Annotated in this window: 23 protein-coding genes; 8 read left to right on the forward strand and 15 right to left on the reverse strand. The window is 45.9% G+C overall.

Annotated elements, in window-relative coordinates; translation table 11 throughout:
- Positions 1–15: 15 nt before the first annotated feature.
- Positions 16–3,069, forward strand: coding sequence for a D-2-hydroxyglutarate dehydrogenase YdiJ (gene ydiJ, locus AC121Z_RS06955; protein WP_498128170.1), 3,054 nt, complete (start codon positions 16–18; stop codon positions 3,067–3,069).
- Positions 3,070–3,071: 2 nt separating this feature from the next.
- The gene (locus AC121Z_RS06960) at positions 3,072–3,485 is read left to right on the forward strand and encodes a DUF4826 family protein (protein WP_498127660.1); all 414 of its coding nucleotides are present in this window, start codon (positions 3,072–3,074) and stop codon (positions 3,483–3,485) included.
- A gap of 30 nt (positions 3,486–3,515) precedes the next feature.
- On the opposite strand, the gene AC121Z_RS06965 is transcribed toward AC121Z_RS06960, so the two are convergent.
- From AC121Z_RS06965 to AC121Z_RS06990, 6 genes are all read right to left on the reverse strand, one after another.
- Positions 3,516–4,640, reverse strand: a complete 1,125-nt coding sequence (locus AC121Z_RS06965; protein WP_498127662.1) for a JmjC domain-containing protein — start codon at positions 4,638–4,640, stop codon at positions 3,516–3,518.
- A 40-nt stretch (positions 4,641–4,680) separates the two neighbouring features.
- The gene (locus tag AC121Z_RS06970; RefSeq protein WP_498127663.1) at positions 4,681–5,841 is read right to left on the reverse strand and encodes an adenylate/guanylate cyclase domain-containing protein; all 1,161 of its coding nucleotides are present in this window, start codon (positions 5,839–5,841) and stop codon (positions 4,681–4,683) included.
- Between the two features lie 47 nt (positions 5,842–5,888).
- The gene (gene purB, locus AC121Z_RS06975) at positions 5,889–7,262 is read right to left on the reverse strand and encodes an adenylosuccinate lyase (protein ID WP_498127665.1); all 1,374 of its coding nucleotides are present in this window, start codon (positions 7,260–7,262) and stop codon (positions 5,889–5,891) included.
- 13 nt (positions 7,263–7,275) lie between these two features.
- Positions 7,276–7,902: a high frequency lysogenization protein HflD gene (gene hflD, locus AC121Z_RS06980; RefSeq protein ID WP_498127667.1), complete on the reverse strand. Its 627-nt coding sequence runs from the start codon at positions 7,900–7,902 to the stop codon at positions 7,276–7,278.
- Positions 7,903–8,967: a tRNA 2-thiouridine(34) synthase MnmA gene (mnmA, locus tag AC121Z_RS06985; protein ID WP_498128171.1), complete on the reverse strand. Its 1,065-nt coding sequence runs from the start codon at positions 8,965–8,967 to the stop codon at positions 7,903–7,905. It lies immediately after the preceding gene.
- A gap of 144 nt (positions 8,968–9,111) precedes the next feature.
- Entirely contained in the window at positions 9,112–9,675 is a 564-nt protein-coding gene (locus AC121Z_RS06990; protein WP_498128172.1) for a pseudouridine synthase, read from the reverse strand.
- A gap of 170 nt (positions 9,676–9,845) precedes the next feature.
- Here AC121Z_RS06990 and AC121Z_RS06995 point away from each other — a divergent pair, with 170 nt between their 5' ends.
- Positions 9,846–12,074, forward strand: coding sequence for an NADP-dependent isocitrate dehydrogenase (locus tag AC121Z_RS06995; protein WP_498127669.1), 2,229 nt, complete (start codon positions 9,846–9,848; stop codon positions 12,072–12,074).
- Positions 12,075–12,129: 55 nt separating this feature from the next.
- On the opposite strand, the gene cspD is transcribed toward AC121Z_RS06995, so the two are convergent.
- Positions 12,130–12,348 carry a cold shock domain-containing protein CspD gene (gene cspD, locus AC121Z_RS07000; RefSeq protein WP_498127670.1) on the reverse strand — a complete coding sequence of 73 codons (219 nt, stop codon included), beginning with the start codon at positions 12,346–12,348 and terminating at the stop codon, positions 12,130–12,132.
- A 196-nt stretch (positions 12,349–12,544) separates the two neighbouring features.
- On the opposite strand from cspD, the gene clpS reads away from it, so the two are divergent.
- Positions 12,545–12,865 carry an ATP-dependent Clp protease adapter ClpS gene (clpS, locus tag AC121Z_RS07005; protein WP_100657072.1) on the forward strand — a complete coding sequence of 107 codons (321 nt, stop codon included), beginning with the start codon at positions 12,545–12,547 and terminating at the stop codon, positions 12,863–12,865.
- Positions 12,866–12,882: 17 nt separating this feature from the next.
- Complete coding sequence (gene clpA / locus AC121Z_RS07010) at positions 12,883–15,156, forward strand: ATP-dependent Clp protease ATP-binding subunit ClpA (protein WP_498127672.1); 2,274 nt, start codon at positions 12,883–12,885, stop codon at positions 15,154–15,156.
- 68 nt (positions 15,157–15,224) lie between these two features.
- Here clpA and infA read toward each other — a convergent pair whose 3' ends face one another.
- The 4 genes from infA to trxB all read right to left on the reverse strand — a co-directional run bounded on the left by infA (position 15,225) and on the right by trxB (position 17,945).
- On the reverse strand, positions 15,225–15,443 hold the full coding sequence (infA, locus tag AC121Z_RS07015) for a translation initiation factor IF-1 (protein ID WP_137166795.1): 219 nt from the start codon (positions 15,441–15,443) through the stop codon (positions 15,225–15,227).
- A gap of 77 nt (positions 15,444–15,520) precedes the next feature.
- The gene (locus AC121Z_RS07020; RefSeq protein WP_498128173.1) at positions 15,521–16,219 is read right to left on the reverse strand and encodes an arginyltransferase; all 699 of its coding nucleotides are present in this window, start codon (positions 16,217–16,219) and stop codon (positions 15,521–15,523) included.
- A complete protein-coding gene (gene aat / locus AC121Z_RS07025; protein WP_498127675.1) occupies positions 16,219–16,944 on the reverse strand; it encodes a leucyl/phenylalanyl-tRNA--protein transferase in 726 nt (241 codons plus the stop codon). The genes AC121Z_RS07020 and aat overlap by 1 nt, the downstream gene beginning before the upstream one ends.
- 38 nt (positions 16,945–16,982) lie before the next feature.
- Positions 16,983–17,945, reverse strand: coding sequence for a thioredoxin-disulfide reductase (gene trxB / locus AC121Z_RS07030; protein ID WP_498127677.1), 963 nt, complete (start codon positions 17,943–17,945; stop codon positions 16,983–16,985).
- Positions 17,946–18,237: 292 nt separating this feature from the next.
- On the opposite strand from trxB, the gene yfbV reads away from it, so the two are divergent.
- Positions 18,238–18,684 carry a terminus macrodomain insulation protein YfbV gene (gene yfbV, locus AC121Z_RS07035; RefSeq protein ID WP_498127678.1) on the forward strand — a complete coding sequence of 149 codons (447 nt, stop codon included), beginning with the start codon at positions 18,238–18,240 and terminating at the stop codon, positions 18,682–18,684.
- On the opposite strand, the gene AC121Z_RS07040 is transcribed toward yfbV, so the two are convergent.
- The gene (locus tag AC121Z_RS07040; RefSeq protein ID WP_498127679.1) at positions 18,665–19,159 is read right to left on the reverse strand and encodes a SprT family zinc-dependent metalloprotease; all 495 of its coding nucleotides are present in this window, start codon (positions 19,157–19,159) and stop codon (positions 18,665–18,667) included. The genes yfbV and AC121Z_RS07040 overlap by 20 nt on opposite strands.
- Positions 19,160–19,210: 51 nt before the next feature.
- Positions 19,211–21,076, reverse strand: a complete 1,866-nt coding sequence (sppA, locus tag AC121Z_RS07045) for a signal peptide peptidase SppA (RefSeq protein WP_498127681.1) — start codon at positions 21,074–21,076, stop codon at positions 19,211–19,213.
- 339 nt (positions 21,077–21,415) lie between these two features.
- Here sppA and AC121Z_RS07050 point away from each other — a divergent pair, with 339 nt between their 5' ends.
- Both AC121Z_RS07050 and AC121Z_RS07055 read left to right on the forward strand, forming a co-directional pair.
- Positions 21,416–22,033 carry an HvfX family Cu-binding RiPP maturation protein gene (locus AC121Z_RS07050; RefSeq protein WP_498127683.1) on the forward strand — a complete coding sequence of 206 codons (618 nt, stop codon included), beginning with the start codon at positions 21,416–21,418 and terminating at the stop codon, positions 22,031–22,033.
- Between the two features lie 68 nt (positions 22,034–22,101).
- A complete protein-coding gene (locus AC121Z_RS07055) occupies positions 22,102–22,656 on the forward strand; it encodes an NAD(P)H nitroreductase (protein ID WP_498127684.1) in 555 nt (184 codons plus the stop codon).
- 97 nt (positions 22,657–22,753) lie between these two features.
- On the opposite strand, the gene pyk is transcribed toward AC121Z_RS07055, so the two are convergent.
- Entirely contained in the window at positions 22,754–24,190 is a 1,437-nt protein-coding gene (gene pyk / locus AC121Z_RS07060; RefSeq protein ID WP_498127685.1) for a pyruvate kinase, read from the reverse strand.
- Between the two features lie 137 nt (positions 24,191–24,327).
- A complete protein-coding gene (locus AC121Z_RS07065) occupies positions 24,328–25,176 on the reverse strand; it encodes a MurR/RpiR family transcriptional regulator (protein ID WP_498127687.1) in 849 nt (282 codons plus the stop codon).
- Between the last annotated feature and the right edge of the window lie 173 nt (positions 25,177–25,349).

Here is a 25,349-nt window from a genome sequence, read left to right on the forward strand (position 1 = left end):
GGAGTCAGTCGCTTGATATTGCCCGTTGTACCACCTGAAAGTAGTGTCGCCAATGAGTATTTGACGTACTTAGATGCTTTACGTCGTTCAGCGTTTTCAGGGGATATTGAGCATAGCTACTCCAGTCGCTTAGCTGTTGCAACGGATAATTCGATTTATCAGGCGATGCCGCAGGCTGTGGTTTACCCTCGCAGCGTTGATGATTTACAGTGTATTGGTCAGTTAGCTAATACAATGCCGGTTATTAAATTTTCGGCGCGTGGTGGTGGCACTGGAACCAATGGGCAGTCGCTCACTCACGGTATCGTTGTTGACATTAGTCGTTACCTCAATCAGGTATTGGAAATCAATGTTGAGGAGCGTTGGGTCAAAGTTCAGGCAGGCATTGTCAAAGACGCGTTAAATGATTTTCTACGTCCTTATGGTTTCTTTTTTTCACCGGATCTCTCAACCAGTAATCGTGCCACCCTTGGCGGTATGATCAATACCGATGCTTCGGGGCAAGGCTCCCTCGTTTATGGTAAAACCAGTGATCATGTGCTCAGCTTAACCGCTGTTTTAGCGAACGGTGAAGTTCTGCAGACCGCACCTAAAAGCCTTGCTGATGTACAAACGAGCGCGGCAACCGACACAATTGGCCGCATCTACCGCCAAGTTGTTGATTCTTGCGTCGGGAAACGAGAAGCGATACTGGCTAAATTCCCGCGCTTAAACCGCTTTCTTACTGGCTATGATCTTGAACATGCGGTAGACGAGGAGTTAGCGCATGTTGATATTACCCGTTTGTTGACAGGCTCAGAGGGTTCATTGGCGTTTATTGCCGAAGCAAAACTCGACATTACTCCGATCCCTGCGTTTAAGGCGTTAGTTAACATTAAATACGATAGCTTTGAGTCTGCGTTACGGCATGCGCCGGCAATGGTTGCCGCTGAGGCAACTTCAGTCGAGACCGTTGATAGCAATGTCCTCGATCTCGCGCGCACCGACATTATTTGGGAAAGTATCAAAGATTTAATTAGTGATGTGCCCAACAAAATTATGCTCGGGCTCAACATGGTCGAGTACAACAGTGAGTCAGAAGATGAAATTACAAGTCGTATCCAGGCGTTATCAACCGCATTGGACACGGCTATTGAACAGCAAACCTCAGGTGTGATCGGTTATCAGATAACGTTTAACAGTGCGGATATCAGTAAAATTTATGCCATGCGCAAGAAAGCGGTTGGCTTATTGGGTAAAACTAAAGGGGCGCGCAAACCCATTGCGTTCGCTGAAGATACCGCTGTCCCACCTGAGAACTTAGCGGATTTTATCTTGGAGTTTCGTGCCTTACTGGACAGCCATCAATTGCATTATGGTATGTTCGGACATGTCGATGCTGGGGTTTTACACGTGCGGCCAGCGCTGGATATGTGTGATCCAGAGCAAGAAAAATTGATGCTACAAATTTCAGATCAAGTTGTGGCTTTGGTGGCGAAATATGGCGGTTTGATGTGGGGCGAGCACGGTAAGGGGTATCGCAGTGAATATGGCCCCGCGTTTTTTGGCGAGGAACTGTTCACTGAATTGCGTAAGATCAAAGCCGCCTTTGACCCACATAACCAAATGAATCCGGGAAAAATATGCACACCCATTGAATCGTCGGATGAACTAGTGCGAGTCGCTGATCCGAAACGAGGCCACCTCGACAGAACGATCCCTATTCAGTTTAAGCAAGCCTTTGAACCGGCCATGAGCTGTAACGGTAATGGCTTATGTTTCAATTATGATGTCACTTCGCCAATGTGCCCATCAAGCAAGATCACGCGTGATCGACGTCACAGTCCCAAAGGGCGCGCCACAATGATCCGCGAATGGTTAAGGTTATTGGCGCAGCAAGGGGTTGACGTTGAACGGTTGGAGCAGCAAACATTCAGTACCTCAATGTGGGAACGTTGGGTGAATACTCGCAAAACCCCAAAACAGGCAGATTTCTCGCACGAAGTACTGGAAGTCATGGACGGTTGTCTAGCCTGTAAATCCTGTTCCAGTCAGTGCCCAGTAGGAGTTGATGTGCCTGACTTTAGGGCCAAGTTCTTGAGCATTTATTATCAACGCTACATGCGCCCACTAAAGGACTATTTTGTCGCCAATGTTGAAGTACTAGCGCCGTTAATGGCAGCCTTTCCACGTTTATTTAACATGTTGCAAGGCAATGGGCTGACCCAGTGGATACTAACGAAAACCATTGGCTATGTGGATACGCCAAAACTATCGAGTCCTAATTTAAAACAACGCGCAGAGCCGCTCTGCGAGCGTTATGAGTTTAGGCGCTTTGCACACATGTCCACAGACGAACGCCGTCAGTACGTATTTATTATTCAGGATCCTTTTACTTCGTTTTATGATGCTGAAGTCGTTGCGCACTTTGCTGAGCTGATTGTGGCGCTTGGTTTAAAGCCGGTGCTAGTGCCGTTTAGCCCAAATGGTAAACCACAGCACGTAAAAGGTTTTTTAGATCGATTCGCCCGCACCGCACAAAAAACTGCGAACATGTTAAACCAGCTCTATACCTTGGGCATTCCAATGGTAGGCGTAGATGCGTCACTAGTGCTGTGCTATCGCGATGAGTACAACAAGATCCTTAAAGACAAACGCGGCGATTTCTCCGTGTTAACGGTGCAGGAATGGCTGAGAAATGCCATAGAGCAGTGCAATATTGCTAGTATTAAACCGCAATCGCCAGCCGTCACTTATCGATTACTCAGTCACTGCACTGAGAAAACCGCACTACCAGCGTCTGAACGTCTGTGGGCGGAAATTTTTAGCCAGCTGGGTTTAACCCTAACTGCAACGCCCGTTGGGTGTTGTGGGATGGCAGGAACCTATGGCCACGAACAACAAAACCTCGCGAATAGCCAAGGTATATACGAATTAAGTTGGGCTCCGGTTGTGAACAATGCGAATCCCGAAACCATTTTAGCGACGGGCTATTCCTGTCGCAGTCAGGTGGGTCGCTTTGCCGACTTTAAACCGCTTCATCCATTGCAAGTATTAGCACAACACTTGCGTCAACAAACAATAGGATAGTTATGCAACAACAAACACCACAAAACCAACAACAACTCGGTGAATGGGCGAAAGAGCAATTTCAAAAAGCCAATAAGCATTTGGCTGAAAATGGATTGTTGTTCGAATCTGTGGTTGCTGAAGAAAGCCGTTATTTAGCGCCTTTGATTGCGGTTTGGAAAATCAACACCAGTGATAGCAAACAATTGTGGGTGGTTAGCGGTGACCTACCGGTTGATTTTATACCCGCTTCAGTGGCAGATAATGCCAGGGCGGCATTAAAACACTTTGCCCTCAAGTGGCAACTACAAGCTGAAAATATCCGCTTGCAAGTCACACATGATAAAACCCAGCTTGATTATGCGACCTTGCTAGAAGCGCGCGCAGAAAATCTCTTTGAACTTGAAAGTCAGGATCGTCTGTGGCAACAGCAGTAGTGCATGACTAGACATAAAACAGAGCTAGCGTTAATCGAGATAATAATAACCGTTACTAATTAATGCACAAATTAGCCGAGCTAACTCGTGGTCGAGTTCTACTTCTCCCGTGGGATAGATTACATGCTGCGCCTGATTTAATAGAGGCTCTATAATGGGGCGCAGCGGCTCTGCGGTGGTCATTTTATCGCCGTCAACAAAGAAGGTGAAATGGTGGCCTGATTGCGTATTGGCATAAAGTGGTCGCAATCCTTCGCGGCGATTTAATCTTAATCCATCAGGCAACAATTGGATTATTTCTTCCGGTGAGCAGTCTTCACCGTCAGTTTCAATATGCTGCGCGCTGAGCGCTGCGATCAAAACATCGGTAACGGCATTCGAATGAATCGTATCGCATAGTTGCTGCTTTAGACGATCAAGCTCAAACTCCGATATCTGCGCGGGCAGAGAAGCAAAAGAAGGCTGCGGATCCTGATAACGCTGATTAGCAATTGTTTGTTGCATTAGCCCGTCTACAATCGCGGCAAACAACAGCTCATTATCTGGCGCGCGGTAACCAACAGAATACGTCATAGCAGCGACTAAAGTTTCACCTTTGTGCGGCCAATTGGGCGGGATGTAAAGCACATCGCCGGGTTCACAAATACAGTCGATGGTCGCGCTAAAAGGTGGTACGTGGCGTAAACCATTATTAATAACTTCCGGTGTGCTGGTTGGCTTACCTACTTGCCAACGCCGTTGCCCTTTGCCCTGGATTAAAAAAACATCGTACTGATCCACATGCGCCCCCACACCCGCGCCCGGTACACTGTAACTGATCATTACATCGTCAGAACGCCAGTAGGGAATAAAATCAAATGCCTGCGCGAGAGCATCAACACTTGGAAAATCTCGGTCAGTGGCCTGAACTAATAAACTCCATTTACCCTTTAATACGTTGTCAAAGTCCACAAATGGACCTGATTGAGAATGCCATTCACCATTGTCGAGTAAGCTAACAATACGGCTATCAACATGTTCCTCTTGGCTTAATCCAGCAAGATCATGTTCGTCTATAGGATCGATAAATTTGGGTATTAAGCCACGTATCAAGCAGGGTTTTTGTTGCCAATAGTTGGCCAAAAAGTCGGCGATATTGAAGTCAGTTCGGATCACTGGGGTATATTAATCGTTTATTAATTAAAAAATGAGATTATCACAGTGACTCACTATTTGCTTTGACATCCGTTTCTTGTTTTGTCCTATGAGGCGATGATTGCGCCAGCAACCAGTAGCAGGTCACAATACCTAACCCCTTTAGCGCCTGTGCACCTCTTCGGGTTGCCACAAGTTCTGACTTGATTTGGTGATAGGTTGTAGGGCAAATCTGGATGTGATCAGGTATACAACTACTTTCCAACCGTGAGGCCAGTAGCATCGGTTTACCCCACAAATCGAAGCCCACTGCTTTGCGACCAATTCGGCCGGCAACGACGTCGCCAGTGGCAATCCCAATACGTAATTGGCAGCTGTCGGTGTAAGCCGTAATGGTTTTATTAAAGTAGCTACGTATGGCCAATGCGGCGTTGCATAGCGACAGGGCATTTTGTGGGACTTTGGTGCTTTGGAGTGCATCAATGCCTGAACGCGTCACGCCACCAGCGACAATATATTCGTCGCCGTTGGTTTTGATGCGATATAAACCAAGACTATGCACTACGCGGTCAAATTCGCAATAAAACTGGTGCAGCATGGCGTGTTGCTCACTCGCGTTCAGCCGATCGACCAGGTTACAAAAGTTGCTCATATCTATAAACATAACCGTAACGTTATGTAGTTCTTGATACATGTTCACGGTTTCGTAAGCCGCGCTCTGGCTGTTCCAATTATTGGGGATTAGCTGCCGAGAAGATTGCTTGCGCCGATTCGGCGCACTGCGCGTGTTATTTTGTAAGTAAATGGCAGAATAAGCGCTTAGTAGTAAAAGTAGTAGGCAATTGTTCAACGTTAATGCCACAGTGGCAAGATTACCAAGGGCGAAGTGAACATGCAGTAGCTGCCACTCAGCGATACAGAAAGCGCTAGCGAGAGTGATTTGCCAAAACCATTGAGCAGAACGGCGATTTTGTGTCATTAATCGGTAGGCAAATAGTGTAATAAATGTACATAAGTAAAACAGCGTATGGATTAGCCATAGTTCAGGCATGGCGGCGTCAGCCCTTAGTAAGGTTAGAATTTGCAAAGCAAAAATTAATAGCGTAACAACGACCAACCCTGAACCTGTATGGGATAGCCAGGCTGCTTTAAGTTGTAGAATGGCTCTGCGAAAGGGGCGCAGCGCTAGCGAACGGAGCGCTTGGTTTACTGAATCGAGCATGAACTATCCTTAGCTAACAAGAGTTAGCTAAGGATAGTTATTTGGTGCTAGCGTGGTAACTGTTCGGATAGTCTAATTGCATCACCGATGTAATTCGCTGGGGTTAAAGCTTTGAGCTCAGCTTTCGCAGTTTCTGGCAATTCAAGCGCATCAATAAAGTCAGCGATAATTTGTGCATTGACTTTTTTACCGCGAGTGAGTTCTTTGAGCTTTTCGTAGGGTTTTTCGATACCGTAGCGACGCATTACCGTTTGGATTGGTTCAGCCAATAACTCCCAGTTATCATTAAGTTCATCCAACAGGCTTTGCGTATTAACTTCAAGCTTACTCATGCCTTTAAGCGTGGCTTGATAGGCGATTAACGAATAACCTAAACCAACCCCAAGGTTCCGCAGTACGGTTGAATCAGTAAGATCCCGTTGCCAACGCGAGACCGGTAACTTGGCAGCTAAGTGGGAGAATAGGGCATTAGCTAGCCCTAAATTGCCTTCTGAATTTTCAAAATCAATGGGGTTGACTTTATGCGGCATGGTTGATGAACCGATTTCACCGGCAACGGTTTTCTGTTTGAAGTGTCCAAGCGCAATATAACCCCAAACGTCACGGTCGAAGTCTAGTAAAATTGTGTTGAAACGGGCAATTGCATCGAACAGTTCGGCAATATAATCATGCGGTTCAATTTGTGTTGTGTATGGATTCCACTCGATTCCCAAGCGCGTTACAAATTGCTCAGCGACGGCATGCCAATTAATTTCAGGATACGCAGACAAGTGCGCGTTGTAGTTACCCACCGCACCGTTAATTTTGCCTAATATTGCAACCTCAGCAATTTGCTTGCGTTGACGCTGCAAACGATAGCTTACATTGGCGAATTCTTTACCCATGGTCGTCGGTGAGGCTGGCTGGCCATGGGTGCGTGCCATCATTGCAACGGGGGTTAAGTCTTTGCTCAGCGCCTGCATTTGCTCAATGATATTATCCAGCATCGGTAAAACTACTGTGCGACGAGCTTCCTCAAGCATGAGTGCATGCGATAAGTTATTGATATCTTCGGAGGTACAAGCAAAGTGAATAAACTCGGTGACCGCGGCTAACTCAGGTACTGATTCAACCTGTTCTTTGAGAAAATATTCCACCGCTTTAACATCGTGATTGGTGGTTTTCTCGATTTCTTTAATCCGCTCGGCATCACTGACGGAAAAGTTTTCAACAATCGCGTCTAAATGCGCGTTGCCTGCAGCTGAAAACGCAGGGACTTCTGCGATCCCGTCTAATGAAGAGAGCATTTGCAACCAGCGGACTTCGACGATAACGCGATACTTAAGTAAACCAAATTCACTGAATATGCTGTGTAACGCTGAGGTTTTGCTGGCGTAACGACCATCAATTGGTGAAATTGCGGTTAGTGTTGAAATATTCAATGTCGACTCCGATTCAGTTGATTATACGTAGCGCCTGCTGGGCTGCCGCGATGATAGTTTTACGTTTAAATAATATATTGCGGCGCTTGCCGCCCATTTGACGCCACATAACAGCTGCGCGTACACCAGCCAATAACAGTGCTCTGACGCGTTGTTGATTGAGCGGTTGACTTAAATGTTGTTGCTGACCGGCGATCTGAATACGCGGAGCAAGTGGGCTAACAATATCGGTATAAATGCTGGCGAGAGACGCAATGATTTGATGATTGTCAAACTCAACATGATTGAGTTGGCGCTGGACATGCGAAATACGCTCGCCTAACTGTGCCATTGCTCGCCTGTTCTTAGCTAATTTGCGTTCTAGACCTAAGATGCTAGCAATGTAGCGCGTTAATTCTGCGTCTTTATTGCCGGGCTGATTATGTAACTGTGCAACAATAGTCTCAAAGCCTAGTTTGAGATTATCCAGCGCACCGAAAACCTGCTGCGGATTTTCTGGGTTAGTGACCAAAATACTGGATAAGCTGGCTTCGGCCGCTTTGTGATCAAATTCGCCATGGCGGGCTATGCGTTGGACCAGCGCAGCGGCTTGACAGACCCCAGCGAGGGCGAGTTGTTGTTCAATTGCAGGGACTAACATTTATCGAATATAACTCTCTATAATGCCGCCACCAAGGCAGACTTCTTGTTGATAAATAACCACGGATTGACCGGGTGTGACGGCTTTTTGTGGGCGATCAAACATGACTTGAATATCACCATCGGACAGAGGGGTTAACGTTGCTGGTATATCCTGTTGGCGATACCGTGTTTTTACCGTCACTCGGATGGCGTCATTTAACCCTTGGCGATCAACCCAGTGCAATTGTTTGGCAATTAACCCATTAGAAAATAACCGCGGGTGATCCGCGCCTTGGCCAACAATTAAGGTATTATTGGCAACATCTTTGTCTACCACGTACCAGGGTTCATCACCGTGGTCGCGCAGTCCACCAATGTGCAGCCCTTTGCGTTGACCTAACGTATGGTACATCAGTCCTTGATGCTCGCCTAAATGCTCACCTTCAGCGCTGACAATTGGCCCCGGTTGCGCCGGTAAATACTGACTTAAGAAATCGCTGAATTTACGTTCACCGATAAAACAGATGCCCGTACTGTCTTTCTTATCATGCGTGATTAAGCCAATTGCTGCAGCGATTTCTCGCACTTGTGGTTTTTCGATATCACCAATCGGGAAAAGGGTTTTCGCCACATGTTCATGGCTCAGGGTATAGAGAAAGTAACTCTGATCTTTATTGTCATCCATTCCGCGCAAGAGTTGATATTTACCATCAACGATACGCCTTCTCACATAATGTCCAGTGGCAATGAAATCAGCGCCTAAGTCTTCGGCAGCAAACTCCAGAAAGGCTTTAAACTTGATTTCCTTATTGCACATAATATCCGGATTAGGGGTTCTGCCGGCTTTATATTCTGCTAAGAAGTATTCAAATACATTATCCCAATACTCGGCAGCAAAATTAATCGTATGTAGATGAATACCGAGCTTATCAGCCACGGCTTGTGCGTCAGCGAGGTCTTCAGCCGCGGCACAATACTCATCATTGTCGTCTTCTTCCCAGTTCTTCATAAAAACGCCTTCGACCTGATAACCTTGTTGCTGCAGAACGAAAGCTGAAACGGAAGAGTCCACACCGCCAGACATACCAACAATGACTTTTTTGGTGTGCGGCTCTGCAACATCTGCAGCCGGTATTGGACAAGGAAGAGTGTACTCTGACATGACTACCTATAGGCTAAAAATGAAAGGCGCGAATTTTAGCAGAAGCCACGCCCTAATTCGATACTGTTACAGCATAATTTGCCGGTATTCACCGCTCATTAGCCCATCGAGGGTCCAATTACCAATCCGATAGCGGATTAGGCGCAAGGTAGGATAGCCGATATGTGCGGTCATGCGCCTAACTTGACGATTTTTGCCTTCGGTTAAGGTTATCGCTAGCCAGCTGGTTGGAATGTTCTTACGCTCGCGGATGGGGGGCGTGCGCGGCCACAATATGTGGGGTTGTTCTATCACTTGGATTTTAGCCGGTGCCGTTAGACCATCCTTTAATTCCAGCCCGGTTGCAAAGGCGGTTAAGCTGGCAGAATCGGGAACACCTTCAACCTGTGCCCAATAGGTCTTGGATGTCTTGCGCGAAGGATGACTGAGCTTATGCTGCAGTTTGCCATCATTGGTCAGTAACAATAATCCCTCTGAGTCACGATCCAAGCGTCCTGCCGGATATACGCCTGGAATATTGATATAGTTTTTAAGGGTCTGCCGTTGTTGGTCATCGGTAAACTGTGACAGGACATCAAATGGCTTGTTAAATAGAACAACTTGTCTAGAGTTATTGGATAGTTTGCGCATGGTGACCTGCTTTTTTCTTGAAAGGACATCATACGCGAAGCGAGCATTGATCAAAAATGCTTTATACGACAATGGTATGACTTGTATATCTTGCATATGCCCATATACAATTGAGCGTTTAAGCATTTCTTAATTAATCGGCTCAACGAGCCAAGTTGAAGAGGTTCAGAATGACCACATCAAAGTCTAAAATCATCTACACGAAAACGGATGAGGCGCCACTCTTAGCGACGTATTCATTACTCCCGATCATAAAAGCCTTCGCGGGTACTGCAGATATCGACGTTGAACTCAGTGACATATCACTGGCAGGGCGCATCTTAGCCAGTTTTCCTGAATACTTAGAGGAATCTCAACGTATTACGGATGCGTTAGCTGAACTTGGCGAATTGACCCAACACCCAGACACTAACATTATAAAATTGCCCAATATTAGTGCTTCTATCCCGCAGCTACGTGCCGCGATTAAAGAGTTACAAGGGAAAGGCTATGCAGTACCGAATTTCCCAGAAGATCCGAAAACCGATGAAGAAAAGAAAATCAAAGAGCGCTACGGCAAAGTATTAGGCAGTGCTGTAAACCCCGTATTGCGCGAAGGCAACTCTGATCGCCGTGCGCCAACCGCAGTTAAAAATTATGCCAAGAAACACCCGCACTCCATGGGGGCTTGGAGCCAGGCTTCACAAACCCACGTAGCGCACATGCGCGGCGGTGATTTTTATTCAGGTGAGAAGTCATTAACGGTCGAGAAAGCCGGTCATGTACGCATTGAATTCGAAGATAAGAACGGCAACAAAAAAGTGCTAAAGCCGCGGGTTGATTTGTTGGCGGGTGAAGTCATTGACGGCATGTTTATGAGTAAGAAAGCACTGTGCAAGTTCTTTGAAGAGCAAATTGAAGATGCGCGTCAGACCGGAGTGCTGTTTTCATTACACGTTAAAGCAACCATGATGAAGGTGTCGCACCCGATCGTGTTCGGACATTGCGTTAAAGTCTTTTACAAAGATCTGTTTGAAAAATACGGTGAGCTATTCGATGAGCTAGGCGTAAATCCTAACAACGGGTTGGGTAGCGTATATGACAAGATTTCAACGTTACCAGAGTCACAACGCTCTGAGATCGAGCGTGACATCAACAAATGCTATGCCGATCGTCCATTACTTGCCATGGTGAATTCAGACAAAGGTATTTCTAACTTACACGTACCTAGTGACGTTATCGTTGATGCCTCGATGCCAGCCATGATCCGTAACTCGGGTCAAATGTGGGGGCCAGATGGTAAGCCTAAAGACACTAAAGCGGTGATCCCTGAAAGTACTTATGCAACGATTTACCAAGAGGTGATTAACTTCTGTAAAACGCACGGTGCGTTCGACCCTACAACCATGGGTACGGTTCCCAATGTGGGCTTAATGGCACAGAAAGCCGAAGAATACGGCTCGCACGATAAGACTTTCGAACTTGAAGCTGATGGAACCGTGCGCATTATTGATCAAGATGAAAACGTATTGATCGAGCACCAAGTCGAAGAGGGCGATATCTGGCGTATGTGTCAGGCTAAAGATGCGCCGATCCAGGATTGGGTCAAGTTGGCGGTAACCCGCTCACGTCAAAGTGGTATGCCAGCAGTATTTTGGTTAGACGATGAACGCGCCCATGATGCGCAATTAATCAAGAAAGTAGAAAGATACCTGAAAGATCACGACACGACAGGCTTGGATATCCAGATTATGTCGCCAGTGCGCGCTATCCGTTACAGTATGGAGCGTGCTATCCGTGGTTTAGATACGATTTCAGTTACTGGGAACGTATTGCGGGATTATCTGACTGATTTGTTCCCAATTCTTGAATTAGGCACCAGCGCTAAAATGCTCTCAATCGTGCCACTGATGGCGGGTGGTGGCCTGTTTGAAACCGGTGCAGGCGGTTCAGCACCTAAGCATGTGCAGCAGTTTGTGGAAGAGGGCCATTTGCGTTGGGATTCTCTCGGTGAATTTCTAGCGTTGGCGGTATCATTGGAAGATGTAGCGATTAAAAATGATAATGCGAATGCGCGAATTTTGGCCAAGACGCTTGACCAAGCTACGGAAAAATTACTCAATGAAGGCAAGTCTCCCTTGCGTCGGGCGGGTGAACTAGATAATCGTGGTAGCCATTTCTATCTTGCAATGTACTGGGCGGAAGCGCTTGCTGCACAGCAAGAAAACGCTAGTATGGCCGAGCACTTCTCAAAGCTGGCTAAGGTTCTGGCGGAAAAAGAAACAGAAATTTTGGCAGAAATTGATGCCACGCAAGGTCAGCCAATTGATATCGGCGGATACTATATGCCTGACGAAAGCAAAGTCAGCAAAGCAATGTCACCAAGTCAATTACTCCGTGATGCGCTTGCAGGTGTGTAGTTGAAAGATTAATAAGTAATAAAAAAGCCCGGGAAACCGGGCTTTTTTGTAACCTTTAGCGTTCCGATTTATCCGGGACATCGATATTTTCCGCATGGAGACCTTTCGGGCCCTCCTGAATATCAAACGTTACTTCTTGACCTGCTTTTAGAGAACGGTAACCTTCCATTTGAATCGTTGAGTAATGTGCAAAGATGTCATCGCCGCCATCTTCCGGCACAATAAAACCGAACCCTTTCGCGTTGTTAAACCACTTAACCTTACCAACTGCCATACATCAACTTCCTCTTAATCCTTGAACTCCAACTTTTTAGACCCCACAATGAAGTAGAGAAGCGGGAAATGTGCGTCACTTCACATTACCACTCTTAAACTGTAGATATTTTAACCATGATATGTCAAGGCGATTAGGTAAAAATCGCTGAAACAAATGTTTCTTAAAATTTCAAATCTGTGACTATTATTAAAGTATGAGTAAAGACAACACCATCAGTATTGATAAGCAAAAGCATCTGGAAGATGTGCGCAAGAAAGCTCAGCCGCCGCCGATGTATAAGGTATTGCTTAATAATGATGACTATACGCCAATGGATTTCGTCGTTGAGGTGTTGAGAAAATTTTTCAACATGGACAGTGAGAAGGCCAATCAACTAATGTTGACGGTTCATTATCGGGGGAAGGCAGTATGTGGTGTTTATACTGCTGAAATTGCAGAGACGAAAGTCATGCAGGTTAATCAATATGCGCGTAAACACCAGCACCCATTGATGTGCTCCATGGAGCCCGCGTAAGTATTTTTGGGGGAAGTATGTTAAATAAAGATTTAGAGCAGACCTTAAACACTGCTTTTGTATTCGCCAGAGAACACCGTCATGAGTTCATGACGGTCGAGCATCTATTGCTGGCACTGATGGATAACCCCGCAGCACAAGAGGCACTGAAAGCCTGCGGTGCAGACATTGATATTATTCGTAACGAACTTACTGAGTTTGTGAAAGATACTACGCCATTGATCCTCGAAGATGATGAGAATGAGCGAGAAACCCAACCCACTCTCGGTTTCCAGCGCGTATTGCAACGCGCCGTGTTTCATGTGCAATCCTCAGGAAAAGAAGAAGTCACAGGCGCTAACGTGTTGGTGGCAATTTTCAGCGAACAAGAATCGCAAGCAGTGTATATCCTGAAAAAGGCCGATGTGACGCGCCTCGACGTGGTTAACTTTATTAGTCACGGTGTAAGCAAGGCGGATGACGATAGTCCGGGCACCACTGAGTCGACTGAAGAAGGCGCAGAGGGTGAGGAAAACCAATCAGCATTGTATAAATTTGCCAGTAATCTCAATGAAAGTGCTAGAGAGGGCAAAATTGATCCGCTGATTGGGCGAGACAGTGAATTAGAACGCACGATTCAAATCTTATGTCGACGTCGCAAGAATAACCCACTGTTAGTCGGTGAAGCGGGTGTTGGTAAAACCGCAATCGCAGAAGGTCTCGCTTATCGTATTGTAAACAAACAGGTGCCAGATGTTATCGCCGAAAGCACGGTGTATTCACTAGATTTAGGCGGCTTGCTCGCAGGTACTAAGTATCGTGGTGATTTTGAAAAGCGTTTAAAAGCCATTTTAAAAGAGCTAAGTAAAGACGAGCATGCAATTTTGTTTATTGATGAAATCCATACGATTATCGGGGCAGGCGCTGCATCCGGTGGGGTAATGGATGCGTCAAATCTGCTTAAGCCGAAGTTGTCCAGCGGTGAATTGCGCTGTATTGGTTCAACCACCTATCAGGAATATCAGGGTATTTTTGAGAAGGACAGGGCGCTCGCACGACGCTTCCAGAAAGTCGATATTGTGGAGCCCAGTGTAGCTGACACCACAAAAATTTTGATGGGCTTAAAATCGCGCTATGAAGCACACCATAATGTGCGCTTTACCAACAAGGCAATACAGGCAGCCTCGGAGCTATCTGCTAAGTATATCAATGAACGTCACTTGCCAGACAAAGCGATTGATGTGATGGATGAAGCGGGTGCCAGCCAGCGTTTATTACCACAATCTAAACGTAAAAAAACGATTGGTGTGGGCGATATCGAGCATGTGATTGCGAAGATTGCGCGGATCCCGGAAAAATCTGTATCGGCGTCAGACAAAGAAGTACTTAAGAACCTAAGTCGCAACCTGAAGATGGTGGTGTTTGGACAAGACAATGCCATCGAGACATTAACGGATGCGATCCATTTATCCCGTTCGGGTTTAGGAAATGAGCAAAAGCCAACCGGTAGTTTCTTATTTGCTGGTCCAACAGGGGTGGGTAAAACAGAAGTTACTCAACAATTGGCTAAGATCATGGGCGTGGAGCTTATTCGCTTTGATATGTCTGAGTATATGGAGCGTCACTCGGTGAGTCGTCTGATTGGTGCACCACCCGGTTATGTGGGCTTTGATCAAGGTGGGCTATTGACCGATGCCGTGATCAAAAATCCGTATTCAGTTGTACTGCTTGATGAACTAGAGAAAGCGCACAGTGATATCTACAATATCTTGTTGCAAGTAATGGATCATGGCACTTTGACTGACAACAATGGACGCAAGGTTGACTTCCGTAATGTCGTGCTGGTCATGACGACTAATGCTGGTGTACAAGAAACTGTGCGCAAGTCAATCGGCTTTAAGCAGCAAGATCACAGCCATGATGCGTTGAGTGAGATCAACAAAATCTTTTCACCAGAATTTCGTAACCGTTTAGACGGTATTATTTGGTTCAACCATTTAGAGCCAGATATTATCTTGCAAGTGGTTGATAAGTTTATCATTGAATTGCAGGCGCAACTGGATGCGAAGGGAGTCTCCTTGGAAGTCAGCAATGCGGCGCGTGCCCACTTGGCTGAACTGGGATACGATAAAGCCATGGGGGCTCGTCCAATGGCCAGAGTCATTCAGCAGCACCTGAAGAAAGAACTGGCGAACGAACTGTTATTCGGTGAACTGAGTAACGGTGGCAGTGTTAAAGTTGGACTGAAGGCGGATAAATTTACGTTCAAATTTAAAGCCCTGGAGAAGAATAAGCCAGCGACGTCTTCCTAAAGTGAAAAACGGACAAAAAAGCCCGGTATTGACCGGGCTTTTTATTCGATTCGTTGGATTGCCATTACTTAGCGCGCGCGATAAATAATACGCCCTTTGGTTAGATCATAAGGCGTCATTTCAACGGTAACTTTGTCACCCGTTAGGATGCGGATATAGTTTTTACGCATTTTGCCAGAAATGTGCGCAGTAACCACATGCCCGTTCTCTAATTCTACGCGAAACATTGTATTTGGTAAGGTGTCTAGGATGACGCCTTCCATTTCAATACTGTCTTCTTTTGCCATGTAAAGCAATTACCTCAAAATATTCCAAAAAAATAGCCGCGCGGACTTTAATCAATAACCACGCAGGTGTAAAGCACTTACTGGCCTTTTTTTGTGATCCGGTGCCATTGATTGGCAAAAAATCGCTCGTGGGGATAAAAGTCTTTCTTATAATTCATTTTTTGACAGGCATCGATTTGATAGCCTAAATAGACAAAGTCTTTGCTTTGTTGTTGCGCATATTCCAAAATTTTCAAGATCATAAACTTACCCAGTGAGCGCTCAGCTAAATCCGGTGCAAAATAGGTGTATAGAGCGGAGTAGGAATCACTCAATTCATCCACGACTGATACCGCAACTAATTTATCTTGCTCCCACGCCTCAAAGAATAATGCTTGATTCCAACTACAATAAATGAAATTTTCATATTGTGCAGGGCTTGGCGGATACATGCTGCCATCGGCATGTCGGCCGCTGATATAACGTTCATAGAGTTGATAGTGATCAGGCAGTGTTTCACGACGATACTTTACGGTGATTGCGCGATTTTTACCCAATATTCGTTTCTGACTTTTGGATGCTGTAAACTCGCTTACGGGAATGCGCAGGCTTTCACAGGCGTTACAGTTGGGACAATGCGGTCGATAAATTTGCTCGCCACTGCGGCGGAATCCCGCGCGAATGAGTAATTCGTATTGTGCGTTTTGGTCCTCGTTTTCTTCTACATAAACTAACAGTTGTTCACGCTGCGCAGGGATATAACTGCACTCAAAGGTTTGAGTTAGTCCAAACTTCATTAAAAGCTGATGTGTTGTGACTGCCATAATGTTGACTGCGTTGGTTTTGCTTGTGCTGTCTTAAGCATAGCTAAAAATTGTTGGCGTGGAATAGATTCAGCGCCTAATGAGAGTAAATGTGGGTTCTCAATTTGACAGTCAATAAAGTCAATGCCGTGCGCTTGAAGATGCTGCACTAATCCAGCAAGAGCGAGTTTGGATGTATTTGGCGCCAGATGAAACATGGATTCTCCAGCGAAACTCGCACCAATACCAACGCCGTATAACCCTCCGACTAGTGCATTATCGTCCCAGACTTCAACTGAATGAGCATAGCCTTGTTGATGCAGTTTACGATAAGCTTGTTGCATATCCTGAGTGATCCAAGTGTGGCTGGTGAGTTCTGATGTATCGAGCGAATGATTGCGAGGGACGTTAGCACAATGCTTGATCACATCATTAAAGGCTTGATTAATCGTGATCTGATAGCGTTGTTGGCGGATCAGCTTATGTAAACTTTTTGCGCAATGAAAATTCTCGCAGCGCAGAATGGCCCGCGGATCGGGTGACCACCATAAAATGGGCTCACCAACGTTGAACCAGGGAAATATGCCGTGCTGATAGGCCTGCACCAAGCGCTCCACACTGAGATCGCCACCAAATGCCAGAAGACCATTGGGTTCTTGCAAGGCAAGGTCGATGGGAGGGAAGTGTAAGCTGCTGTCTAACTGATAAAGTTGGATCATACTTAGGCCTCAATCAGAGGCCTAACAATAGCGTTGAATTAAGCCAGACCGTCAAGGTATTTTTCAGCATCTAAAGCAGCCATGCAACCAGTACCAGCAGATGTTATGGCTTGACGATAAATGTGGTCAGACACATCACCAGCCGCGAAAACGCCTTCTACGCTGGTTTGTGTGGCGTTCCCATTAAGACCGCTATTCACTACGATATAGCCGTCTTTCATTTCTAATTGACCGGCAAAAATACCGGTGTTTGGGCTGTGGCCAATCGCGATAAAGAGACCAGCAACATCGAGTGATTCAATCGAATCGTCTTTAGTTGATTTAATCTTGATCCCAGTAACCCCCATGTCATCACCAACAACCTCATCTAAGGTGCGGTCTAAATGCAAGGTAACATTGCCATTCTGGGCTTTATCCATAAGTCGGTCAGCCAAAATCTTTTCACTACGGAAGCTATCACGGCGATGGATAACGTGGACTTCAGACGCGATATTGGACAAATACAGGGCTTCTTCAACTGCGGTATTTCCGCCACCAACAACAGCCACCTTTTGATTACGGTAAAAGAAACCGTCGCAAGTTGCACAGGCCGATACACCTTTACCCATGAAAGCTTGTTCAGTTGGCAGACCTAGATAGCGCGCAGACGCTCCTGTAGCGATTATTAGAGCGTCACAGGTGTAGATACCGTTATCACCTTCCAAGGTAAAAGGACGCTTGCTTAGGTCGGTTTTATTGATGTGGTCAAAAATAATTTCGGTATCAAATTTTTCTGCATGCTTTTGCATCCGAACCATTAAATCAGGTCCAGTTAACCCTTCAGGATCACCCGGCCAGTTTTCAACCTCTGTAGTAGTGGTCAATTGCCCACCCTGTTGAATACCAGTTAACAGCACAGGATTTAGATTGGCTCGGGCAGCATACACCGCCGCTGAATAACCTGCTGGGCCAGATCCTAAAATTAATAAACGAACATGTCGGGTGTTTTTTTCTGAAGGCATTAAATGAGCTCCGATAGCTAAGTTGTGCAGGTACACAACCGGAAAAATTTTCTGCTGTGTATTTTGGGGGTTAATTTTTAAGAATCAACTGCTCGCGCACGCTTTGCATGAATAAAATCGCGATTTTTTCGTCGTTTTCGATAAACCTAAGGCTTAACACGATGATATACGCCACACGTCATAGTTAAAGATCAACACTATCAGTGCTCATGCTTTTATAGAAGAAATCGATATACCTAAATGAGCCGTATTTGTTTATAGTTAAAGTGTCAAATTAGAGGTAACGAGCAAAATGTCACTCTCAGTCGCCACCATGCTCAAAGATGGTCAGTCTTACATGAAGACATGGCCAATGGAGAAACCCTTGTACGCTCTTTTCCCTGAGTGTCGTGTGGTTGCGTTAACACGTCTGTTGATCAAGGTGGCACCACCGCTAGCGGTAGTCAGTTGTGCAGTGTTGATCCAACAACTTGGTACGGCACATATTCCACAAGCCGTCACAGTGGCCGCATTTTTCTTGAGCTTACCGTTGCAAGGGCTGATGTGGTTAGGTTTTCGCGCCAATCAGCAACTGCCCCCCGCGCTGAAAGCATGGTATATCGACATACATAGTAAGATGACTGCGCACGGGTGTCGGCTTAAAGCACTGACCCCAAAACCCCGATACAAAGAGCTGGCGGCGATGTTAAAAACAGCCTTCGATGAATTAGATCGGGTATTTACGAAGTCGTGGTTTTAGCCACCAATATCTGCTGACATCTGCGGCATCGATAGTGTTGTCCACGCAACACTTTGTTGTGACGCCGAACAGTTAGATTAACCTCACCGCAGAGGCAATGATACTTAAAGCTCTTATCGCGCAGCAAACTTGATTGCATATTATGTGTGACAGAGGGCGTAGCCCCAAAGATATCGCGCATCACTGATTGCCACTCTCTACCATGTGGTTTTACCCTACCAAAACACTGCCAAACCACAATATGAGCCACTTCGTGAGGGATCACGTGGGCTTGATAATGTGCCACATTCTCTATCAAATAAATGGGGTTTAGATTGATATGATTCTTCTGTAAATGTGCGCTGCCACCCGTTTTTCCTGCGCGCCGGAAGCCGATGGTTGGCGCTTTTAAAGGCTTTCCAAGCGCCGCAGAAGCTTGCGTAATGAGCGCTTCAACGTGTTGGTAAATTTGGCATTTTAGGGGTTCAGTAATCATGCAAATGCAATGGGCGCCAAACGGCGCCCATGCTCTTGAACGTGCACAGGACTAGTTTAGTTCGCAAGCGACACACATGGCGTAAACACCGCGCGGGTCATTGAGTTGCGCTACGGCGTCAAATTCTTTGGCAACTTGTTTAAACAATCCCATGGCATAACTTTCGCTTGTTGCAATACCAGAGCCAGCCATCCAAACGGCTGCTTGACCAAAAAACTCTTTCCAGAATTTTTCTTTTGGAGATAGAGATCGTTCAACTTTGCGCACTGCATAGTCCTCAAGGTTGGCTAACTCAGCGGCACTTTCTATGGCATCGTCCAAATCACCTAAGCTATCGACTAAGCCAAGCTCTAACGCCGTTTCACCAATCCATACCCGACCTTCTGCGATTTCTCGTACTTTGTTTTCATCCAAGTTACGCTCAGTCGTAACGAGATTGATGAATTGGTCGTAAGAATGCTCAATGCTGTGCTGAATAATTTGCCCAACCCGCGGATCTAGACTGCGGGCAGGGGATATTCCGGCAACTTCAGTTGTGCCTACACCGTCGGTATGCACGCCTAAATATTCTAAGGTATTCTCGTAAGTCAAAAACATACCGAAAACCCCAATTGAACCGGTAATCGTGCTGGGTGAAGCAATAATTTTGTCTGCACTTGCTGAAATCCAATAGCCACCAGAGGCCGCATAAGTACCCATTTTCGCGACGACAGGTTTACCGGCTTGCTTTAACAACTCAACTTCATTGCGAATAACTTCGGAAGCAAATGCGCTGCCACCAGGAGAGTCTACATGCAATACCACGGCCTTGATGCTGTCGTCTAAACGAGCTTTGCGCAACAAGCGGGCTGTTGAGTCACCACCGATAGTGCCGGCTTTTTGGTCCCCATTAAGGATTGTGCCTTTAGCAACTACAATACCGACCTTGTCTTTATCTGTAGCCATCAAATCGAGAGGTAAATTAATAACACTTAAGTAATTCTCATAATTAATGGCTTTGTACCCGAGCTTAGTGGAGTCTTTGCCGACGATTTCTTGCAACTCAGTACGCACTTGGTCACGGTTTTTTAATTGATCGACCCATCCGTTGTTTAGTGCATATTGCGCAAAGTCACCATCAACGGCAGCCATTTTTTCCACCAATACATCGAGCTTTTCGTCAAAGTTACTGGTATCCATGTTGCGAGCGGTTGCAACATCCTGTTTGTATTGTTGCCAATATACATCTAACCACGCCGAGTTGGCTTTTTTCGCCGCTTCTGACATGTCATTGCGTAAATAGGGTTCAACTGCAGATTTGAAGGTACCTACGCGGAATATATGTGTAGTCAGTTTGAGCTTTTCCAAGGCTTCAGCAAAGTAGGTTCGATAGCGGCCATAGCCTTCGAGTAGCATGCCGCCCATGGGGTGTAAGTAAAGATTGTCAGCGTGCGCTGCAATGTAGTATTGGTCCTGTGAGAAATAATCACCAACGGCATACACAGGTTTGCCAGACGTCTTAAAGTCTTCAATCGCATTGGCGACGGTGCGCAGTTTATCTAAACCGCCACCAAATAAGCCATGTAAATCCAGCACCAGTGCTTTAATCCGATTATCAGCTTTGGCGTTTTCCAACACCATAACAACGTCTGATACTAGCACTTCGGGGTTTTCTTCTTCTTGCTCAAAGGCTTCATTGATAAAGGATTCAAACGGATCTACAGCCGTTTTTTCAACCACAAGCGTACCGTAAAGATTGAGTACCAGAGCGCTATCCTGCGGTACTGTAACTTTATTGTCGTCCCCACTACTTATGATGATGAAAAACCCGACGATAAGGAAAATGAAGATTGCGTTGAACACTAATTTACGACTGAAATTCAGTGCGTTCCAAAGCCCAACAAATAAAGACTTAGTCCAATTACCATTGCTTGCCATGCAAGTACTACCTCTGATCTTTAACTGTCTATATGTTAATCATTCCGGAATGGATCGCGAAATTTAAAATGTAATTAATTATGACAGATGTGTTGTTGTTCAATTATCACCTAACCACTTTTTAATGAGCTGAGCTATTGCTTTATGATCATCTGCGCTCAGGGCCATCAACGTGCGTGCCTTTTTGGGGGTTGCTCGTACTTTGCGCGCTTGCCGGTGGTGCAAACGAGAAAATACCGAAGGTTGCTGAGTTTGGTCGCAATTATTTTTCATTACTATTGAAATTTAATGCTGACTCGTACGCTCTAGTTATGTAACCCATGTACACGGAGTCGAGATGTGATTGCCTCAATAGTCCAAACCTATCATAGATTAATCAATGCAAGCCAGCGATTTGACGGAGTCGCTCCCTTATTACTGCGACTATACCTAGCCCCAATTATGCTGCAAGCGGGTTGGAATAAAGTTGTTAGCTTTGAAGATGTTGTACTTTGGTTTGGCAATGGTGAGTGGGGACTGGGCTTACCTTTCCCAACCGTAATGGCAGCCTTGGCCGCAGGCACAGAGTTAATCGGTGGGGCATTATTAATCATTGGTTTAGCCACGCGATTAATTGCCCTTCCTTTAATGTTCACCATGTTGGTTGCGGCGCTCAGTGTGCATTGGGAAAATGGTTGGTTAGCCATTGCGGACAGCAGTAGCTGGTTAGCCGATGGCACTATTTTGAGTAATCCAAGTGTAATGGAGGCAGCGGATAAGCTCGCAGCAGCAAAGTCGTTGTTACAAACACACGGAAATTATGATTGGCTAACCAGTAGCGGAAACTTTGTCATATTGAATAACGGTATAGAGTTTGCGGCAACCTATTTCATCATGTTAGTCGCCTTATTTTTTCTCGGTGGTGGACGCTATGTTTCGGTTGATTATTGGTTGCACAAGCGCGCGGTAAGCGGATAAAAATTATCGATAGGAGCCGTTTGCTATGTTAGTGTGATTGTCTCTATATTCGACTATTGTGAATCGCAATGAATGCCATTGAATTATTAACTCAACGACAATCTCTGCCACGTTTACAAGCGCCAGCTCCAGCGGGCGAAGCGCTCGATATCATCAAGCAAGCGGCGCTGCGAGCGCCGGATCATGGGTGTTTGACCCCGTGGCAATTTATCATCTTCACGGGGGAAGGATTAAAGCAATTAGGGGAAATCTTTGAAGCCTCGGCTATCCATCGTGGTGAAGACAGTAAAACCATTGAACGAGCGCCACAATTGCCAGTGCGGGCGCCGATGGTCATTGTCGCAGCAACACGCGCTATCGAACACCCTAAAGTGCCTTTCATTGAACAGGTTCAATCCGCTGGTTGCGCGGTGCATGCTATGCAGATGGCGGCTGTCGCGCAAGGCTTTGCCGGTATTTGGCGGACCGGCAGTTATGCGCAGTGTAGCTATGTGAAAGAAGCCTTGTCCATTAATGATAATGATGAAATTGTCGGATTTTTATATTTAGGAACGCCAGGTTGTGAGCCAAAAGGGCCGCCTAGCCGCAACGCTGATAATTACTTTACCGTTTGGCAAGGTTGAGACTTTACTCAAAAGTGCCAATCATAAAAACACCAGAGCAGGTCTAAGCGATTGAGCGTGAAAGTTATCTGAGGGCGCAGTTTAAGCGCCCTGAGAGCTAGTTAACGGTTACAATTTTACACGCATTAGTCGCGCCCACAGTTTCCATTTCATCGCCGTAAGTCATAATAAACTGATCACCAGACTTCACTAGACCATGCTGTTTTAAAACATCGATCACATCTTGTTTTAATTGCCCAGGTTCACTCTTACGAGAGTCAAAAAAGACGGGTTGTACACCACGGTAAAGCGCCATCGTATTGAGTGACGCTTCGTGTCGGGAAAGCGCAATAATCGGTAATGATGTAGTGATACGAGACATCAATTTTGGTGTGTTACCACTCTCGGTCAGTCCAACAATAGCCTTAATGTTAGCGAGATGATTGGCTGCATATACCGCTGACATAGCGACGGTTTCACTAACCGAAGTGAAAAATTCATCTAAACGATGTTTAGAAATTTTAACACTTGGATGAGTTTCTGCTCCTTCACAAACCCGAGCCATGGCTTTTACTGTCTCTACCGGGTAATTGCCGGCAGCCGTCTCGGCTGACAGCATCACAGCGTCGGTGCCGTCCAACACAGCATTGGCGACATCCATTACTTCTGCGCGGGTAGGCATTGGGCTATCAATCATGGATTCCATCATTTGGGTCGCCGTAATAACCACTTTATTTAACTGGCGTGAACGCGCGATCAATTTCTTCTGTACACCTACCAATTCAGCATCGCCGATTTCAACACCCAAATCACCGCGTGCTACCATCACTGCATCTGACGCGGAAATGATGTCGTCAATCGCAGAATCAGACTCCACCGTTTCGGCTCGCTCAACTTTGGCACATATTTTAGCATCGCTGCCGGCCTGTCGCGCCAGTTCTCGCGCATAATTCAAATCCGCACTGCTGCGAGGGAAGGAGACAGCTAAATAATCAACGCCGATTTTTGCTGCTGTGATGATGTCACGTTTGTCTTTTTCGGTTAAAGCCTCAGCCGATAGGCCGCCGCCCTGACGATTGATCCCCTTATTATTGGAAAGTTTGCCGCCAACCGTAACTTTAGTGTGGATTTTTTGCCCATCTACGTAGTCAACCTCTAACTGGATACGACCATCATCGAGTAGCAAGATGTCACCGGGACCGACGTCACCGGGTAAAGCTTTGTAATCGATACCAACCGTATTTACGTCACCTGCATCGGTGTCGAACTCTGCATCCAAGATAAAATGATGCCCCAAAGGAAGTTTGACCGCGCCATCCCTAAAGCGCGACACCCGTATTTTCGGGCCTTGTAAGTCACCCAATATGGCGACATATTTACCGAGGTTTTTTGCGGCTTGGCGGACTTTTTTAGCTCGCTCGATGTGGTCATCGGCATTGCCATGACTGAAGTTCATGCGCACCACATTTGCGCCTGCACTGATGATGGCTTCTATGGTTTCCAACGTATCTGTCGCTGGACCTAGGGTCGCTAATATTTTGGTTCTTCGAGTCATAATCTTTGCCGTTTGCGCCTATTTAACAATGAAATGGAATTTCATTACGTAATTTAATTACATTAATGGTAGTTCAGCGTACCCAGTTAGTGCAAATGAAAGTTAGCCATCAAATGGTACGACCATTGGATAAGGCGTTAATCTCGCTTATCGAATCGTGAGCCTCTGAGAGTATCTTTAACGCGCTTGAGGTTTTCGCGGAACTTATTACCACGGCGTAACGTAAACCCGGTTGCCAGAATGTCAATCAACGTCAACTGGGCAATGCGCGATGCCATTGGCATATACATGTCGGTGTCTTCAGGTACTTCCAGCGACAATACGTAGTTACACTCTTTCGCTAGCGGACTATCTGCTGACGTAATGCCAACCACTGTTGCATCATTACTGCGCGCGATACCCGCAATTTCAACCAGGCTTTTGGTTCTGCCTGTGTGGGATATTAGCACCACTACATCGTCCTCACCGCAATTCATGCAGCTCATTCGTTGCATCACAACATCTTCAAAATAGACAACCGGCACATTGAAACGAAAGAATTTATTAAGTGCATCATGCGCCACTGACGCTGATGCGCCAAGACCAAAAAACGAAATTTTTTGTGCTTGTGTAAGCAAATCAACGACCCGATTAATCGTTGCTATATCAACACTTTGTCGCGCAACCTCCAGCGAGGCCATGGTCGATTCAAATATTTTATTGGTGTACTCAGCAGGACCGTCGTTTTCATCAACGTGCCGGTTAACATACGGCGTACCATTAGCAAGACTTTGTGCCAAATGCAGTTTGAAGTCTGGGAAGCCTTTGGTATCTAAGCGGCGACAAAAACGATTGACGGTAGGTTCACTTACATCCGACATTTTCGCCAGAGTAGCAATACTGCTATGAATGGCGGTCTGTGGATTCGCTAGAATGATTTCGGCGACTTTGCGTTCAGACTTGCTGAAGGCAGCTTTGTGTTCAGTTATTTTTTCAAGAATGTTCATAGCGATGCTGAGCGTGATTACTATACTATTGTTATATGAGTGCCAATATACTACGACAAATTGGTAAAATGACATCAAAAGCTGTAATTTTTTAACAGGAAATCGTCATTTAACGCGATTTTGATCCCGTTTTTGCGGATTTTACTGAAAACTGCACGGGGATTAAGTTGTAA

This window comes from Alteromonas sp. DYW1 (genome assembly GCF_059752595.1).